The organism is Sphingomonas sp. (assembly GCF_045810705.1).
Classification (GTDB): domain Bacteria; phylum Pseudomonadota; class Alphaproteobacteria; order Sphingomonadales; family Sphingomonadaceae; genus Sphingomicrobium.
Genome location: NZ_JBJMVI010000016.1, coordinates 103,768 through 120,000, shown reverse-complemented (window position 1 = coordinate 120,000; position 16,233 = coordinate 103,768). Strand labels below are relative to the sequence as shown.

15 protein-coding genes (1 of these 15 only partly in view) are annotated in these 16,233 nt (G+C 66.4%); 6 read left to right on the top strand and 9 right to left on the bottom strand.

Annotation, left to right across the window (positions count from 1 at the left end):
• Both ACJ8FR_RS07980 and ACJ8FR_RS07975 read left to right on the top strand, forming a co-directional pair.
• A protein-coding gene (locus ACJ8FR_RS07980; protein WP_407828100.1) for a hypothetical protein crosses the window boundary here: on the top strand, nucleotides 1-39 show its end. The gene continues 258 nt to the left of window position 1, outside the view; 39 of the gene's 297 nt are visible here — the last part of the coding sequence; its start codon lies beyond the left edge, outside the window; the stop codon is at nucleotides 37-39.
• Nucleotides 36-416: an acyl-CoA thioesterase gene (locus tag ACJ8FR_RS07975; RefSeq protein WP_407828099.1), complete on the top strand. Its 381-nt coding sequence runs from the start codon at nucleotides 36-38 to the stop codon at nucleotides 414-416. Before ACJ8FR_RS07980 ends, ACJ8FR_RS07975 begins: the two co-directional genes overlap by 4 nt.
• On the opposite strand, the gene ACJ8FR_RS07970 is transcribed toward ACJ8FR_RS07975, so the two are convergent.
• The 5 genes from ACJ8FR_RS07970 to ACJ8FR_RS07950 form a co-directional block, all read right to left on the bottom strand.
• Nucleotides 413-1,099: a DUF4167 domain-containing protein gene (locus ACJ8FR_RS07970; protein WP_407828098.1), complete on the bottom strand. Its 687-nt coding sequence runs from the start codon at nucleotides 1,097-1,099 to the stop codon at nucleotides 413-415. The genes ACJ8FR_RS07975 and ACJ8FR_RS07970 overlap by 4 nt on opposite strands.
• A 225-nt stretch (nucleotides 1,100-1,324) precedes the next feature.
• A complete protein-coding gene (gene prmC / locus ACJ8FR_RS07965; RefSeq protein WP_407828097.1) occupies nucleotides 1,325-2,149 on the bottom strand; it encodes a peptide chain release factor N(5)-glutamine methyltransferase in 825 nt (274 codons plus the stop codon).
• Complete coding sequence (gene prfA, locus ACJ8FR_RS07960) at nucleotides 2,146-3,231, bottom strand: peptide chain release factor 1 (RefSeq protein ID WP_407828096.1); 1,086 nt, start codon at nucleotides 3,229-3,231, stop codon at nucleotides 2,146-2,148. Before prfA ends, prmC begins: the two co-directional genes overlap by 4 nt.
• A complete protein-coding gene (gene hisS, locus ACJ8FR_RS07955; RefSeq protein ID WP_407828095.1) occupies nucleotides 3,228-4,463 on the bottom strand; it encodes a histidine--tRNA ligase in 1,236 nt (411 codons plus the stop codon). Before hisS ends, prfA begins: the two co-directional genes overlap by 4 nt.
• Nucleotides 4,464-4,500: 37 nt before the next feature.
• Nucleotides 4,501-7,134: a TonB-dependent receptor gene (locus tag ACJ8FR_RS07950; protein ID WP_407828094.1), complete on the bottom strand. Its 2,634-nt coding sequence runs from the start codon at nucleotides 7,132-7,134 to the stop codon at nucleotides 4,501-4,503.
• Nucleotides 7,135-7,284: 150 nt separating this feature from the next.
• Between ACJ8FR_RS07950 and ACJ8FR_RS07945 the strand changes: the two genes are divergently transcribed.
• Complete coding sequence (locus ACJ8FR_RS07945) at nucleotides 7,285-9,213, top strand: M61 family metallopeptidase (RefSeq protein WP_407828093.1); 1,929 nt, start codon at nucleotides 7,285-7,287, stop codon at nucleotides 9,211-9,213.
• A 22-nt stretch (nucleotides 9,214-9,235) separates the two neighbouring features.
• Nucleotides 9,236-10,750, top strand: a complete 1,515-nt coding sequence (locus ACJ8FR_RS07940) for an amidase (protein ID WP_407828092.1) — start codon at nucleotides 9,236-9,238, stop codon at nucleotides 10,748-10,750.
• On the opposite strand, the gene ACJ8FR_RS07935 is transcribed toward ACJ8FR_RS07940, so the two are convergent.
• A complete protein-coding gene (locus ACJ8FR_RS07935) occupies nucleotides 10,747-11,061 on the bottom strand; it encodes a DMT family transporter (RefSeq protein WP_407828091.1) in 315 nt (104 codons plus the stop codon). The genes ACJ8FR_RS07940 and ACJ8FR_RS07935 overlap by 4 nt on opposite strands.
• 57 nt (nucleotides 11,062-11,118) lie before the next feature.
• Here ACJ8FR_RS07935 and ACJ8FR_RS07930 point away from each other — a divergent pair, with 57 nt between their 5' ends.
• Nucleotides 11,119-11,766, top strand: coding sequence for a DUF1345 domain-containing protein (locus ACJ8FR_RS07930; protein ID WP_407828090.1), 648 nt, complete (start codon nucleotides 11,119-11,121; stop codon nucleotides 11,764-11,766).
• On the opposite strand, the gene ACJ8FR_RS07925 is transcribed toward ACJ8FR_RS07930, so the two are convergent.
• From ACJ8FR_RS07925 to ispG, 3 genes are read right to left on the bottom strand one after another with little or no spacing between them, the layout of a single operon-like run.
• Complete coding sequence (locus ACJ8FR_RS07925; protein WP_407828089.1) at nucleotides 11,763-12,665, bottom strand: DMT family transporter; 903 nt, start codon at nucleotides 12,663-12,665, stop codon at nucleotides 11,763-11,765. The two genes, ACJ8FR_RS07930 and ACJ8FR_RS07925, sit on opposite strands and share 4 nt — an antisense overlap.
• 18 nt (nucleotides 12,666-12,683) lie before the next feature.
• Entirely contained in the window at nucleotides 12,684-12,809 is a 126-nt protein-coding gene (locus tag ACJ8FR_RS07920; protein WP_407828088.1) for a hypothetical protein, read from the bottom strand.
• Nucleotides 12,810-12,849: 40 nt separating this feature from the next.
• Nucleotides 12,850-13,977: a flavodoxin-dependent (E)-4-hydroxy-3-methylbut-2-enyl-diphosphate synthase gene (gene ispG, locus ACJ8FR_RS07915; RefSeq protein WP_407828087.1), complete on the bottom strand. Its 1,128-nt coding sequence runs from the start codon at nucleotides 13,975-13,977 to the stop codon at nucleotides 12,850-12,852.
• 110 nt (nucleotides 13,978-14,087) lie between these two features.
• On the opposite strand from ispG, the gene ACJ8FR_RS07910 reads away from it, so the two are divergent.
• Nucleotides 14,088-16,229: a TIR domain-containing protein gene (locus ACJ8FR_RS07910; RefSeq protein ID WP_407828086.1), complete on the top strand. Its 2,142-nt coding sequence runs from the start codon at nucleotides 14,088-14,090 to the stop codon at nucleotides 16,227-16,229.
• Nucleotides 16,230-16,233 lie beyond the last annotated feature (4 nt).

The window sequence follows — 16,233 nt, the reverse complement described above, 5'->3', positions numbered from 1 at the left end:
GACGCCGCCGGCGGCTCGCACGAAGAGGAAAATGAATGACCGATCTCGAGCGCGCACCGATCCTCAGGGTGATGCCGGGGCCGGCGGACATCAACGCCAACGGACACATCTTCGGCGGCTGGGTGCTGAGCCAGATGGACATCGCCGCGGGCATTGTCGCCTCGCGCCGCGCCAAGGGGCCGGTCGCGACGGTTGCGATCGAGGCGATGAAATTCCTTGCCCCGATCCATCTGCGTGATCTGATCTCGGTCTATGCGGCGGTGGAGCGTGTCGGCCGCACGTCGATGGCGGTCAGGATCGAAGTGGTTGCGCAGCGCGACCTCGGCGCGACCGAGGTTAAGGTCACCGAGGGTGTTTTCACGTTCGTGGCGCTCGATGCGAACCACCGGCCAAGGCAGGTGGAAATCGAGGGCTAGGCGGCCGGCGCGATGTCGTCGTCGCCGTCGGCCGGCCGGGCAGGACGGGCGGCGCGGCGGCGCGGCCGGCGCGGCTGCTCCTCCGGAGCCTCGGCCTCTTCGGCTGGCGGCTCGCGGCCGATCGCCGGCGGAAGCACGTCGAGCGGAAGGCTGTCATCGCCCCCGTTCGTACGCGGCCGGCGCGGACGGCGATCTTCATCGTCGGCGGGGCGCTCGTCACGCGCCTGACGGTCGGGGCGGTCGAACCGCTCATTGCGGTAGGGGCGATCGGGGCGTTCCGAACGCTCGGAACGCTCGTCGGGCGAAGCTTCGTCGCCGGCCTCGGCCAGCTCTTCCTCGCCGCGATGAAAACCAGGCTCGTTATCCGACGCGCCGCTTTCATCGTCCTCGTCCATTTCATCGTCACGCGAGCGACGCGGATTCTGGTCCTCGAAACGGGCACGGCTTTCGCCCAGCACGCGGAAATAGTGCTCGGCGAACTGAAGATAATATTCGGTTTGGACACGGTCGCCCGATAGTTGTGAATCGCGCGCCATGCTCTTGTATTTCTCGAGCAGCTGAGCGGCATTGCCGCGCTGGCGATTGTCTTGCCGGTTGCCCGGCTGACCGCCGCCGAGATTTTGGCCCCGTTCCCGCTGCCCACCGCGGCCGCGCCTGCGGCCGCCCTGACGATTGTTGATCAAATGCCTACGTCCTTACGCTGTGGCTTGCCCCTTCGTCTCGGCCGGGCAGGGCTGCGCAAGCGCGCCGCCTCTGACCCTCTCGTTCCGATCTCGCGCGATAAAGCGCCTGAAGAACGGCCGATTGCGTCGGGGGTTGGGACAGGAGCGCTCTGCAGTTGATCTGGAGCGGGCCCGGCCCAGAACCTTGATGTAGTGTGGCCTGGGCCGGATGCCAAGCGATTTCGTTCAAACCCAGGTTAACAGGACCGCCCGCGGGCGACCGGCGAAGTCGTCGGCGACGCGGGCCTCGAGGCCGTCCCGGGCTAGCAGGGCGGTCACGGAGCCGGCCTGATCCTGGCCGATCTCGACGGCCGCGAGGCCGCCCGCCTTGAGCAGCGCCGGCAGCTCGGGAGCCAGCGCGCGATACGCGTCGAGGCCGGTTTCTCCGGCGAACAGCGCTTCATCGGGCTCGAACTCACGGACCCCTGGGCCGAGCTCGGCTCCATCAGCGACGTAGGGCGGGTTGCAAAGGATCAGGTCGAAGCCATCGCTAATTCCTTGCGCCCAATTGCCAAGCTTGAGCTTCAGCCGCCGCTCGAAGCCGAGGCGCCGCGCATTGGCCGACGCGTAGGACAGGGCCTGGCGCGAGACGTCGATGCCAACCCCGGTCGCATCCGGCCACACGTCGAGCGCGGCGAGGAGCAGCGTTCCAGGGCCGGTCCCGAGATCGAGGATCCGGTCGGGAGCCGCCCCATCGAAATGCTCGATCGCCGACGCGATCAGCACTTCGGAATCGGGTCGCGGGACCAGCACGCCGGGTCCGACGTGGAGATCGATGTTCCAGAACGCGCGTCGGCCGGTAATGTACGCGACCGGCTCGCCTTTGCCGCGTCGCTTGACCATCTGCCAAAAGCGCTTCGGCACCTTCTTGTCGGGCGGCGAAAGAATGAGCTTGTCGCGGTCGATGTGCAGCGCTTCGGCCATGAGCAGCTCGGCATCGAGCCGCGACGTGTCGCTGGTGGCGGAAAGCTGGCGCGCGGCATCGTCGAGCGCGCGGGCAATGATCTTCACGCCTCGTCCAGACCCGCCAGCCGCTCGGCTTCGTCCTCGGCGACGAGCGCGTCGATGAGCTCCTCCAGCCCCGGGCCCTCGAGAACCTCGGTGAGGTTATGCCTGGTCAAGTTGATGCGGTGGTCGGTGATCCGTCCCTGCGGAAAATTGTAGGTTCGGATGCGCTCCGAGCGGTCGCCCGATCCAACCATCGACTTGCGCGCGCCGGCGCGTTCGCTCGCGAGGCGCTCGCGCTCCAGCTCGAACAGCCGGGTCCGCAGCACCTTGAGCGCTTTGGCCTTGTTCTTGTGTTGCGATTTCTCGTCCTGCTGGATCACGACCAGCCCGCTCGGCAGGTGGGTGATCCGGACCGCGCTGTCGGTGGTGTTGACCGACTGGCCGCCTGGGCCCGACGAGCGATAGACGTCGATCCGCAAATCCTTGTCGTCGATGTGGACGTCGACATCCTCAGCTTCGGGCAGAACGGCGACGGTCGCGGCCGACGTATGAATGCGGCCGCCGCTGTCGGTCACCGGAACCCGCTGGACACGGTGGACACCGCTTTCGAACTTGAGCTTGGCGAACACGCCGCGACCGTTGATCGACGCGATCGCTTCCTTGTACCCGCCGACTTCCGACGCGCTGGCGGAGATGAGCTCGAAGCGCCAGCCCTGCGCCTCGGCGAAACGGTGGTACATGCGCAAAAGGTCACCGGCGAACAGCGCCGCCTCGTCGCCGCCGGTGCCGGCGCGGACCTCGAGCATCGCCGCGCGGTCGTCAGCCGCGTCGCGCGGGAGCAGCTTCAGCGCCAGCGCGCGCTCGGCCGCCGGCAGTTTGTGACGAATCTCGTCGGCTTCGGCGACTGCCATCTCCTTGAGCTCGGGCTCGGCTGTCGGGTCGGCGATCATGCCGCCAAGCACTTCAAGCTCGGCGCGCAGCCGCCGCACCTCGCGCGCGGCCAAAGCGACGGGCTCGACCGCGGCATAATCCTTGGACAGCCGCACAAACTCGTCGGTCGACAGATCGCCGCGCGACATCGCCTGCTGCAATTCCTGCTTACGCGCCTCGATCGACGCGATCCGCTCCGACGAGATCTGGGTCACGAGCGCAGCGCCTCCGCGATTCCATCGAACGATACGCTTCGCTGGTCGCCAGTCGCGAGGTTCTTGACCTGCACTTCGCCGCTGTCGAGTTCGACCTCGCCAATGATCAAGGCGAAAGCGGCGCCAGCGTCGTTCGCCCGGCCGAGGCGCTTCTTCATGTTGCCGCGGTACGCCATGTCGGCGGCGATTCCGTCGCGCCGAAGCGCCGCAAGCAGCCGCTGACCGACGGCCTCGGCTCGATCGCCAAGCGGGACGATCACGGCCATTGGCTTTTCCGCCTGGGGCGGGTCGATCATCATCGCCAGGCGCTCGATTCCGGCGGCCCAGCCGACCGCCGGCGTGTGCGGTCCGCCGAGCGCCTCGATCAGCCCGTCGTAGCGGCCGCCGGCGATCACCGTGCCCTGCGCGCCCAAGCGGTCGGTGACGAACTCGAACGCAGTGTGGCGGTAATAATCGAGACCGCGAACCAGCCGCGGCGCGCGCTCCCAAGCGATTCCCGCGGCGTCGAGCCCAACCGTGACCTTGCCGAAGAAATCCGCCGCTTCGGGCGTCAGGAAGTCATCGATGACGGGCGCGCTGTCGACCACCGGCCAATCCTGGTGCGCCTTGCTGTCGAGAATGCGGAGCGGATTGCGTTCGAGCCGCGCCTGGCTGTCTTCGCTCAGCGCGCCGGCATGTGCGCGGAAATGCTCGAACAGCGCGTCGCGCCACGCGGCGCGGGTCTCGGGATCGCCGAGCGTGTTGAGCTTGAGGATCGTGCCGCTGATCCCGAGCTCCTTCAGCAGCTGATCGGCGAAGGCGAGGAGCTCGACATCGGCCTGCGCTTCCCCGGCGCCAATGATCTCGGCATCGAGCTGGTGGAATTCGCGGAAGCGGCCCTTCTGCGGCCGCTCGTAGCGGAACGCCGAGCCGGAGGCCGCGAGCTTCAGCGGCGCAAACTGCTGCCAGCCTTCGCTCAGGTAGGCGCGGCAGATGCCGGCGGTGAACTCGGGCCGAAGCGTGATCGACTCCCCGCCGCGGTCCTCGAACGAATACATTTCCTTGGAGACGACATCGGTGGTTTCGCCGATGGTTCGCGCGAACACGGCGGTGTGCTCGATGGTCGGCACTTCGACCCGGCGGAAGCCGTAGAGGCGTCGCACCCGATCGAACGCCGCGACCACCGCGGCGAGGCGGTCGGCGTCTTCGTGCAACAGGCTTTGCGTGCCCCGAACGGGCTGAACCGGCGTCATTGCGCCGTGCTTAAGCACAATTTCGCTGGCAGCGGAATCAGCGCGTCGGCGAGGTCTGCTGCCGGTCTTGCTGGAACAGCCGGCGGAAGGTCGCGGGCGAGGGCAGGAACAGCTTCCTGAAGCTGATCATGATTGTCCGTCCGAGCGGATCGAGCAGGTCGGCCTGATAGTTGAGCGGGACGGTGCCCGTCGCATCGCGAACATTCGGCCGGCTGTTGAACAGGTTGTTGACCTCGAGCCGGACCTGAGTCCCGCGCAGCCACGGATGCTTGACCGCAACCTCCGGGATGTCGCCCGGGTTGGCGAACAATCGCAAGTCGAGCGTCCCGAGCGGCGAGAAATGCAGATTGTCGCCGGTGTCGGTCGTGACCGTCGTCCCGCTGCGCCAATTGGCGCCGATGCGCGCGCCGAGGCCGTTGTTCGACCAGCCGGCCTGCGCCTGGACATTGTGGCGCGGGGTACCGCCAGTCGCTCCGGCGGCGTCTCCGTGCAGATAGTCGAGCTCCGGCCCGCCGGGGGTGATCCGCACCTTGTCGACGAAGGTGATTGTGTCGGTCAGCGAGAATTGCAGCCGGCCGCGACTGCCGTTGCCTCCGCCGCCGCCGAAGAAACCGCCGCCTCCGCCGCCTCCTCCTCCACGACCGCCGAAGCCTCGGCCACCGCCGCCAGAGCCACCGGAACTTGCGCCACCCGCGCCTTCGGGAGGAGGCCCTGCCGGCGCGGAGCCGCCCGCGGCGGGCGCGCCGCTTTGGCCGGCACCAGGGGCACCTCGTCCGCCGAAACCGAACTGCGCGCGCATCTGGTCGAGTACCGATTGCGACGGCCGCCGCGACTTGAGCGGCTTGGAGAAGTCGAAGCCGACGCGAAGCGCGTCGCGCCGCGCGCTGTCGAAATTGACCGGGCGCAGGTCGACGCTGAGCAGCGGCCCGATGCAGTTCGGCTGCGGCGTGCAGGTGCCGCGCACGAAGCGTCCGGGGAAGGCCTCCTCGATCGCCTCCGTGACGCTGATGTTCGAGATCGGCCGGTCGGTCGTCTGGTGGACGAAGTCGGCGCGGAGGCGAAGGTCGGTCTTCGCGAGCGGCTGCCAGTTGGTGCTGAGCTTCACCACATGGCGCAGGTCGGACTGCAGGTTCGGGTTGCCGCCGGTGATGGCATCAATGAGCACGGTCTGCCCAGTGGTGAAGTCGAAGATGCGCGAGCCCGGAGTATCGAGCACGGGGTCGCCGAGCTGGTCGATTGTCGGCGGACCCTCCTCACGGGTCCAGCTGGCGATGAAGTTCAGACGGTCGAGGGGCGAAAAGTTCGCCCCGGCGCCGATCGTCGTCAGCGTGCCGAAGTCGGAAAGTTGATCGACCTCGGCATTGGCGTTGAGCGTGAGATTGCCGAGCGCGCTGAAATCGCGGTTGCGGCGCGAAACCGGCAGGTCGAGGTTGACCGCTGCCTCGCCCATTGTGCGCGAGAGCGAATTGGACGAGCTGACGCCAAGCCGGCTGCGGGTGCTGTCGAGGTGCACCGTGCTGCCGCCGAGCGTCAGGGTGGTGGTCGCGTCGCCGCCCGGCAGCTTGAACAATTTGCCGTTGGCTGTCGCCTTGAGGTCTCCGGAGGCGGTGGTCGAGTGCGCGCGCTCGGTCGGAAATACAGGATTGTCGCGGTCGCTGCGGGTGACATTACCGTCGAGATCGGCGTTGCCCGTCACCGTCCAGCGCCACTGCGACTTGGTCGTGCCGTTGAGGGCGACGCCGGCGTGGGCGCTATCGGCGGCGGTGGTGCGCGCGAGCGGCTCGAGCAGGCTCGGATTGAGTCCGATCAGCGAGCGCCCTTCGCTATGCTCCAGCTCGGTGTTGAGGGTGCCGGATACGTTGCCGAAGACGGTCCGGTTGAAAGTCGCCGATCCGCGCAGGTCGCGGTTGCTGCCGACCAGCGACCGCGCGGCAAGATCCTGATCGGTCGTGCCGATCGTCTGTGTCGGGTCGAGTCGGATGTTGCGTTCGGCTTCGGTCAGCATGCTGTTGCCCGACGCGTGGAGGTTGAGCGTGGTTCGGCCGTTGCGCTGGACGAGAAAGCGGGTGACGTCGGCATTGCCGGTCGCATAGCCGCCGTCGGTCGCAATGCCGGCTGCGACCTGCGCGGTGGTCGAGCGGAAACGCTGGCGAAGGACGATGTTCACGACCTTCTGATCGGCGCGATAGCCATATTTGAGCGCGACTTCTTCGGGCAGGATCTCGACCCGCTGGATCGCCTCGGTCGGGATGTCGCGAATCTCGCGGAAGCTCGAGATGCGTTGGCCGTTGAGCAGCAGCACCGGCGCTTCGCCGCCCCGGCCCCGAGAGCTGCCGATCTGCGGCGCCAGGGCGTCGAGCAGCTCGGTGATGCTCGTGGCGCCGGTCGCGCGGACGTCGCGCGCATCGAGCGTATTCTCGGGCGGGATGTCGCCGACCACCGATCCGCGCGCGCGCTGACCGGTGATGACGATGTCCTCCTCGCCTCCGAGATCGTCCGTGGGCTGGGCCGCAGGTGGTTCCTGGGCGGTCGGCGAGCTCGATTGCTGAGTGGGGGCGCTCGGCAGGGCCTGCGGCTGACCCGCGGGAGCCTGTGCCGGCTGCTGCGCCAACGAAGGCGTGGCCGGAATAAGAATGGCGGCGCTGGTCAGCAACAGAATACGGCTAGTCATATTATCTTTCGCTAGTGGGCGAGGGTGAACGAGCGCTGACAACGAAATGACCTTCGACAAAGTGCCGCCTATCGCCGACGAAAGGCACTAGAAGGCTCGGCGGTTCGCGGTAAAGCTGCGCTTCCGGCCTGCATTTCAGGAGTTTGGTTGATGCGCAAAGTCGCGCTTGGATTGATGTTGTCGACATCGCTGGCCGGCACCGCCGCCGCTCAATTGGCGCCGCCGCTCAACAGCCGGCCGGAACCGACGGCGAAGGTCGACACGATCCCGGCGCCCAAGGACACTCCCTATCCAGGCACGCTCCAGCTGACCGTCGACGCGACCGACGTGACCCGCGGAATCTTCAGAGTTCATGAGCGAGTCCCCGTGCCCTCCCCGGGCGATTTTGTCCTGCTCTATCCCCAATGGCTGCCCGGCCACCATTCGCCGTCGGGGCAGATCAACAAGGTCGCGGGCTTTCGCGCATCCGCCAACGGACGCGAGCTCAACTGGGTGCGCGACACGCTCGACGTTTATGCGTTCCATGTCGCCGTGCCGCCGGGCGTGACGGCGATCGATGTCGACTTCCAATATGTCTCGCCGACCGCCGAGAACCAGGGCCGAGTGGTGGCGACGCCCGACATGGCGAGCATCCAGTGGGTTGCCAATTCACTCTACCCGGCCGGCTATTTCGTGCGCGGCATTCCGATCCAGGCGTCGGTGATCGTGCCGACGGGCTGGAAGATCGGGACCGCGCTTCGTCCGAGCGGGCAGACCGGCAACCGCACCGACTATCCGGCGACGAGCTACGAAATCCTGATGGATTCGCCGCTGATCGCCGGCGCTCACTATCGGCGCATCAACCTGTCGCCCGACGTCGCGATGGACGTGATCGCCGACAATGAGCAGGAGCTCGCCGCCAAGCCCGAACAGATCGCCGCGCACAAGCGGCTGGTCGACCAGGCGATCAAGGCGTTCGGCGCGCAGCACTACGACCATTACGACTTTCTTCTGACCATCTCCGACTATCTTGGCGGCTCGGGCCTCGAGCACCACCGCAGCTCAGAAGACGGCGTGAAGCGCGGCTATTTTACCGACTGGGAAAACAAGCTTCGGGACCGCAACCTGCTGCCGCACGAATATACCCACAGCTGGGACGGCAAGTTCCGCCGCCCCGCCGACTTGTGGACTCCCGACTACCGGACCCCGATGCAGGGTTCGGGACTGTGGGTGTACGAAGGCCAGACGCAGTTCTGGGGCTATGTGCTCGGCGCCCGCTCGGGCATGTTGTCGAAGCAGGAGACGCTCGATGCGATTGCCTCCACCGCCGCGACCTACGGTTATGGAACGCCGGGGCGCAGCTGGCGGCCGCTGGTGGATACCACGAACGACCCGACCATTGCGCAACGGGCAGCGCAGCCATGGCGGAGCTGGCAGCGCAGCGAGGATTATTACAGCGAAGGCCAGCTGATCTGGATCGACGTCGACCGGATCATCCGCCAGCAGTCGGGCGGCAAGCGCTCGATCGACGATTTTGCGCGGGCATTCTTCGGCGTCCGCGACCGCGACTGGGGCGAGCTCACTTTCACGTTCGACGATGTCGTCGCGACCTTGAACAAGGTGCAGCCCTATGACTGGCGAACGTATCTGCAGCGCAAAGTCTATGACATCGCCGCGCAGCCGCCGCTCGAGGGGATCATGAAAGGCGGCTACCGGCTGGCATTCACCGACCAGCCGACCGGGTGGATCAAGAGCGCCGAGATGAACGGCAAGAACAGGGACCTCACTTATTCAGGCGGGCTTGTCGTGGGCAACGACGGCAAGATCTCGAGTGTGTTGTGGGACAGCCCGGCGTTCAATGCCGGGCTGACGGTCGGCTCGGAGATCGTCGCGGTGAACGGACGCAAGTTCGACATGGACTCGATCAAGCAGGCGATCAAGGATGCCGCCGGCAACGGACCCTCGCCCGAGCTGCTGGTCCACGACGGCGATGTCTATCGGACCGTGAAGCTCGATTGGCACGGAGGCTTGCGCTATCCGCGGCTGGAGAGGGTCGGCACCGGACAGGGCACGCTCGACGCATTGCTCGCGCCGCGCTGAACCACACAGGAGGGGGACTGTCATGCGTCACTTGTTGATCGCGACCGCGATGGCCGTGGCCGGAGCGTCGGCGGCAGTTGCGCAACCGCGCCCGGCCGAAGCCAATGTGCGCGGGGCGCTCGAACGGATCGCGCACGTCGACCCGCAGCTCCATTCGGTGATCGCCGTCGATCCGACCGCGATCGACCAGGCACGGCGGGTCGACGCGAGCAGCCTGCGCGGGCCGCTTGCCGGCGAGCCGGTGCTGATCAAGGACAATATCGAGAGCGCAGGATCGCTTCCGACCACGGCGGGCAGCCTCGCGCTCGCCAACAATGTCACCAACCGCGATGCACCGTTGGTCGCTCGGCTGCGCGCGGCGGGGGCGATCATCCTCGGCAAGACCAACCTTTCCGAATGGGCGAACATCCGCTCGAACAATTCGATCTCGGGCTGGAGCGCCGTCGGCGGCGTGGTCCACAATCCGTGGGCGCTCGACCGCGACTCCTGCGGCTCGTCGAGCGGATCGGGCGCGGCGGTAGCCGCGGGCTTCGTGCGGTTTGCGATCGGCACCGAAACCAACGGCTCGGTGACTTGCCCGTCATCGATCAACGGCATTGTCGGCTTGAAGCCCACCGTCGGGCTGGTCAGCCGGACACATGTCGTTCCGATCAGCCATACGCAGGATACGCCGGGGCCGATGACTCCGACCGTGCGCGAGGCCGCCGAGCTGCTGAGCGTCATCGCCGGGAGCGACCCGGCTGACCCGGCGACGCGCGACGCCGACAAGCACAAGCGCGATTATGCGGCGGCGCTCGATGCCAATGCGCTCAAGGGCAAGCGGATCGGCGTCATGCGCTTCGCCACCGGCTTCGGCACCGACACCGCATTCGACACCGCGCTTGCGGTGCTGCGCGAGAAGGGCGCCATCCTGGTCGACATCAAGAAGTTCGACCGCAGCGCCATCGGCAAGAACGAGCTGCCGATCCTGCTCACCGAGCTAAAGGCCGATATGGGCAAATATCTGAAGGGCAGTCCGGCGCCGATCGGCGTGCGCAGCCTCAAGGACGTGATCGCCTTCGACAATGCCCGCCAGCGCCAGGAGATGTCGCTGTTCGGGCAGGAACTGTTCGAACAGGCCGAGAAGACCAAGGGCCTCGCCGACCCCGCCTACAAGAAGGCGAAGGCGGCCGCGTTCCAGGCAGCCGGACCCAAGGGCATCGACAAATTGCTCAAGGACAACAAGGTCATCGCGCTGGTTGGACCGACCATGCCGCCGGCGTGGAAGATCGACGCCGCGAACGGTGACCAAATTGCCGGCGGCGGTGCCGGCTCGCTGGCGGCGGTCGCCGGCTATCCGCACCTCACCGTGCCGATGGGGCTGGTCAAGGGCCTGCCGGTGGGCTTGAGCTTCATCGGCCCGAAATGGTCGGAAGGCCTGCTGCTCAGCCTCGGCTACGCCTATGAGCAGGCGCGGGGCCCGTTCCCGACGCCCAAATTCTATCGCTCGATTGAGGAAAGCCCGGAGATCGCGCCGCTGCTCGTGCCGCAGCGCTAGGCCGTCGCACGAAGCGCGGCGATCGCCGCGACGATGGCGAGGATCAGAAGTACGCGCACCGTGCCTGACGGCTCGTGGAACCAGAGGATGCCGACTGCGACGGTGCCGACCGCGCCGATGCCGCCCCATACGGCATAGGCCGTCCCCATCGGAATCGACCGCGACGCGACTTCCAACAGCGCCATGCTGACCGCGACGGAAGCGAGGAAGGCAAGCGTCCACGGCAGGTTCCTGAAGCCGTCGACGAAGCGCAGCGAGGTGGTGAAGCCAACCTCGAACAATCCTCCAACGATCAGCCACAGCCACGGCATGTCAGCCCCTCAACCTTTCACTGGACGGCGCCCGACGTTTCGTTACGCTTTCGCCTCATGAAGAAGCCGGACACCATCGGCAACAAGATCGCACCGCCGCGCTTCCTGCTGTTCATGGTCATCCTGCTCGTCGCGACCCCCGCCGCGGCCTTGCTGATCCACAATTGGTGGCTCGGGATGATGGCCGGCTTCAATATCGCCGCGCTCGTCTTCCTGATTTCCTGCGTCTCGCTGCTCAGCACGCGCGAAGAAGCCGAAATCCGTCGGCATGCGGCGGAAAACGACGCCAACCGCGTCGGACTGTTGGTCCTAACGGGCACGGTGGTCACGGTGCTGCTGGTCGCGATCACGGCTGAAGTGGTCGGCCGTAATCCGGAACCGACGACAAAGCTGTTGATCGTGCTGACTCTGATCCTCGCGTGGCTGTTCAGCAACCTGGTCTATGCGCTGCATTATGCGCATCTGGCCTACATGAGCTCGAGCCCCGACTGCGACGGTTTCGATTTCCCGGGGACGCCCCAGCCCGTCTATTGGGACTTCGTCTATTTCTCCTTCACGTGCGGAATGGCCTTCGCCACCAGCGATGTGCAGATAAGCACGGAACGAATCCGCAAGGTCGTGACGTTCCACTGCCTCGCCGCATTCGGTTTCAACATCGGAGTCCTCGCCTTCAGCATCAACCTGCTCGCCTCCAGCGCAGGTTAAGCGGCGACCTCGATCTCGGGCGGCTCCGGCCGTCTGCCCCTCGCTGCGATGAAGCACCCGCCGACGATCAGGACCGCACCCGCAAGCGTGTACGACGACACCCGTTCGTGAAACACCAGCCAGCCCATGAGCGCGGCCCACAGGAACCCGCTATATTCGGTCACCGCCAGATAGCTCGCGGGCCCGCGCGCATAGCCCCAGGCGAACAGCAGGGTGCCCGAGGTCGAAAGCAAGGCGGCGACGATGATCCACAGCCACTCGCCGGCCGGCCACGCGGGCAGCCCGACCAGCGGAATGGCGATCAGCCACAGCATCATGACGGTCAGGCACTGGAAGAAGTTGATCTCCAGCGGCCTGGCCGCGAGCGCCTGGCGGCGCATCAGCACGATATTGACCGCGTAGCAGAGCGCAGACGCGAGGATCGCGGCGATCCCGAGCAATATGTCGGTGCGGACATGGGCGCGCGCCTGCCCCAGCACGATCACGACCACGCCCGCGAACGCGAGCAACGCCCCGGCGATCGAGCTCACCCCGATGCGCTCGTCGAGGAACAGGGCGGCCAGCAGCATGGCGATGAGCGGCGCGATGAAGGTCAGCGCAATGGCCTGCGCCAGCGGGACCCGGCCGATCCCCCAGAAGAACAGCGCGGCCATCACGGTGACGATGACCCCGCGCGCGATGTGGACCCGCAGCGTCGCCGCGCTCGGCCACGACTTGCGCGCGGGCAAATAGAGGACGGCGCTGAGCGAGAGATTGGCGGACGAACGCCAGATGCTGACCGCGACGATGCCGATGACCAGGACGAGGTGCTTCATCACCGCGTCCATGATCGACAGCACCGCGACCGCGCCGAGCGCGGCGAGGAAACCCCGGACCGGATGCTGCGCGACGCGGTTCACAGCGCCGCAATTAGCGGCTTAGCGCGCGCCGTCGAGAGGTGTGGCGGTGGTGTCCTGGATGAGCAGCGGCGGTTGGCTGTTGGCCGAAGCGAGCCCCTGCGCGAACGCAGTGCCCATGATCAGGATAAGCGCCAGCTTGACCATGGCGCAGTGATGCGCCGCAACTGGTTAAGGAAGGCTAAGCTTACTCGGCCGCGTCGAGCGTCGGTTGCGCCTCGGCCGCTTCGATCTCGGCGGCCTTCGCTTCGACCAGCGTGACGATATGGTCGATCATGTCGGCGTCCTGGACATGATGGTCGGTGAGGCCCGACAGATAGACCATGTGCGTGCCGTTGCCGCCGCCAGTGATCCCGATGTCGGTCTCGCGCGCTTCGCCAGGGCCGTTCACCACGCAGCCAAGCACCGACAGCGACATCGGCGTCTTGATGTGCTGGAGCCGCTCCTCGAGCGCCTCGACGGTGCGGATGACGTCGAAGCCCTGGCGCGCGCAACTCGGGCAGGAGACGACGCGAACGCCGCGGTTGCGGATGCCGAGCGCTTTCAGGATTTCGTAGCCGACGCGGACCTCTTCTTCGGGCTCGGCCGAGAGCGAGACGCGAATCGTGTCGCCGATCCCCGCCCACAGCAGAGAACCAATGCCGAGCGCCGACTTGACCGTCCCGCCGATCAAGCCGCCGGCCTCGGTCACGCCGAGGTGCAGCGGACAGTCGACCTGATCGGCGAGCTGCTGGTAAGCGGCGACGGCGAGGAACACATCGCTCGCCTTCACCGCGACCTTGTAGTCGCGAAAGCCATGGTCCTCGAGGATGCGGATATGGTCGAGCGCGCTTTCGACTAGAGCCTCGGGGCACGGCTCCCCGTATTTCTCGAGCAGGTCCTTCTCGAGGCTCCCGGCATTGACGCCGATGCGGATCGCACAGCCGTTGGCCTTCGCAGCCGCGATGACTTCGCGCACCCGCTGCTCGGAGCCGATGTTGCCCGGGTTGATGCGCAGGCACGCGGCGCCCGCGTCGGCCGCCTCGAGCGCCCGCTTGTAGTGGAAGTGGATGTCGGCGACGATCGGCACGCTCGCCGCCCGCACAATTTCCTTCAATGCGGCGGTCGCATCGGCGGTCGGACATGACACGCGGACGATGTCGGCGCCCGCTTCCTCGCAGCGGCGGATCTGGGCGATCGTCGCCTTGGCGTCCTCGGTCGGCGTGTTGGTCATCGTCTGGACGCTGATCGGCGCGTCTCCGCCGACGGGGACGGAGCCGACCATGATCTGCCGCGACGTGCGCCGCTCGATATCGCGCCAGGGACGGATGGACATGGCCCAAGCATATAGGCGGTCGGCCGCGCAGGGCCAAGCCAAGCGACAGATTGGTCGCGACTCTTATCGCATTGTGTTAACAGGGTTAACGGGAATGCTGGGGGCGGCCGATGGCCAAGCTTGCCCAATTGCCGGGGTTCGAACCCTCGCGGGAGGCCGAAAGCGGTCCTCGGCGCGTGCCGCGGCTGCGCACGCGATACTATGCGTTCCTCAGCTACAGCCACAAGGACAAGGAGCTTGCCGACTGGCTCCATCGGGAGCTCGAGCGGTTCCGAGTGCCGAGCGCGCTCGCCGGCAAGCTCACCGCCAACGGGGTCGTGCCGCGGCGGCTGACCCCGATTTTCCGCGACGAACAGGATTTGTCGGCAGGCGGCGACCTTGCCGAAGAGATCAAGGCGGCGCTTGCGGCGTCGCAATTCCTGGTCGTGCTGTGCTCGCCGACGGCGGCTAAATCGCGCTGGACCAATGCCGAGATCGAGAGCTTCAAGCGGACCCGGCCGGAGGGCTGCGTGCTCGCCGCGGTCGCTGCCGGCGAGCCGTTCGCGAGCGACGTGCCCGGCCACGAAAGCGAGGAATGCTTTCCGCCTGCGCTGCGCTACAAATATGACCGCCGCGGACACCAGACGAGCAAGCGCGCGGAGCCGCTCGCGGCTGATTTTCGTGAGGTGGGCGAGGGGAAGCGGATGGCCTTCCTCAAGCTCGTTGCAGGCATGCTCGGGGTCGGCCTCGACGAGCTGGTCCGGCGCGAGCAGACGCGACGGCACCGGCACATGGCGTGGCTGGCCGCGGCCTCGCTTGCCGGGATGGCGGTAACCAGCACGCTCGCCGTCGCCGCCTTCCAGGCCCGCAACGAGGCGCGCGAGCAGCGGCGCGAGGCGGAGGGCCTGGTCGCTTTCATGCTCGGGGATCTAAAGGACAAGCTCGAGCCGATCGGAAAGCTCGATGCGCTCGACGGGGTCGGCGCGCGAGTGCTGGCTTATTACAGCAAGCAGGATGCTTCACAGCTGACGGACGCGGCGCTCAGCCAGCGCTCACAGGCGCTGAGCTTGACGGCAGAGGTCGCCAATGCCCGGGGAAATACGCGGACTGCGCTCAGCCTCTATCGACAGGCGATGGCCGGTACCGCGGAAGCAATGAGGCGAGACCCGGCAAATGCCCAAGCCATATTCGACCATGCGCAGAACGTGTTCTACGTCGGCGAGATCGCTCAAAACGACGGTGATTTACGAACCGCCGAAGCCTTGATGCGGGAGTATCAGCAACTTGCCCGCCAAATGGTCGCGCTTCAGCCCGACAACATGAAGTATCGAATGGAAGTCCAATATGCCGACGCCGATCTCGGAATCGTCTACTGGACCCAACGCCGCTTCGCTGAATCCGCAGCGCAGTTTGGGCAGGCGCTTCAGACAATTGAGGCGCTCGCAACGGCCGACCCCGGCAATGCCGACTATCGGAAATCCCTTGTGGAGGCGATCGCCTGGCTTGCCGATGCCCGCGCTGCTGAAGGTCAGCTAGACAGCGCAACCGAGCTTCGGGAACGGCACGTGGCAATGCTCGACGCCGGACTATCGAGAACCGGTGACGTGATCTATCGACAGAAGCTGGTCATCGCCGAGCGTGCGCTAGGCAACCTTTACGGAGCGCGAGGTCAGCTCGAACCGGCCCTCGGACACATCCGGACGGCGGTCACCCACGCCGACTTGTTGAGTTCAGTCGAGCCGGACAACACCTTATGGCTAACCAGCGGATTCAAAGCGCGGCTTGATCTCGCCCGTTACCTACTCGTCGCTGCGGACAAGTCGGAGGCCGAGGTGCAAACGACGACTGCCTGCGGCATCGTCGGCCGCCTTTTGGCCAAGGATCCGCATCGGCCCGAATGGCGTGGCGGGTTGCGCGATTGTTGGATCGCGCGCGCGCGCCTCGCTCTCGCAAATAACCGCGGCGACCAGGCCTCTTTTGCCGCGCAGCAGGCCGTCAGCGCAGGGAAATCGGTGAAAACAAGCGACCCGATTAGCGATCGTTACGCGCTTGCCGGCGCCTATCTAGCCCTCGGCGACGCGCTAAACGTCAACGGGAATGCCGGCGGCGGTGCCGCGGCGTGGAGCACCGGCTTGTCCGTGCTTCCCCCGGGCGCGACCGAGCGTCCCCAGGATACCAAGCAGCGTGCGGTTCTCCTCAATCGACTTGGCCGCGACTCAAGCGCTCTCACGAAACGGCTCGCGGCAATTGGTTATCGGAGCCCGGTGACCTGAAATA

Bases quoted from the DNA above. Each gene is read 5' to 3' on its own strand.
- ACJ8FR_RS07920 (WP_407828088.1), bottom strand. From the start codon at position 12,809: ATGGTCAAGCTGGCGCTTATCCTGATCATGGGCACTGCGTTCGCGCAG.
- ACJ8FR_RS07935 (WP_407828091.1), bottom strand. From the start codon at position 11,061: ATGCCGTGGCTGTGGCTGATCGTTGGAGGATTGTTCGAGGTTGGCTTC.
- ACJ8FR_RS07910 (WP_407828086.1), top strand. From the start codon at position 14,088: ATGGCCAAGCTTGCCCAATTGCCGGGGTTCGAACCCTCGCGGGAGGCC.
- ACJ8FR_RS07930 (WP_407828090.1), top strand. From the start codon at position 11,119: ATGAAGAAGCCGGACACCATCGGCAACAAGATCGCACCGCCGCGCTTC.
- hisS (WP_407828095.1), bottom strand. From the start codon at position 4,463: ATGACGCCGGTTCAGCCCGTTCGGGGCACGCAAAGCCTGTTGCACGAA.
- ACJ8FR_RS07945 (WP_407828093.1), top strand. From the start codon at position 7,285: ATGCGCAAAGTCGCGCTTGGATTGATGTTGTCGACATCGCTGGCCGGC.
- ispG (WP_407828087.1), bottom strand. From the start codon at position 13,977: ATGTCCATCCGTCCCTGGCGCGATATCGAGCGGCGCACGTCGCGGCAG.
- ACJ8FR_RS07975 (WP_407828099.1), top strand. From the start codon at position 36: ATGACCGATCTCGAGCGCGCACCGATCCTCAGGGTGATGCCGGGGCCG.
- ACJ8FR_RS07940 (WP_407828092.1), top strand. From the start codon at position 9,236: ATGCGTCACTTGTTGATCGCGACCGCGATGGCCGTGGCCGGAGCGTCG.
- ACJ8FR_RS07950 (WP_407828094.1), bottom strand. From the start codon at position 7,134: ATGACTAGCCGTATTCTGTTGCTGACCAGCGCCGCCATTCTTATTCCG.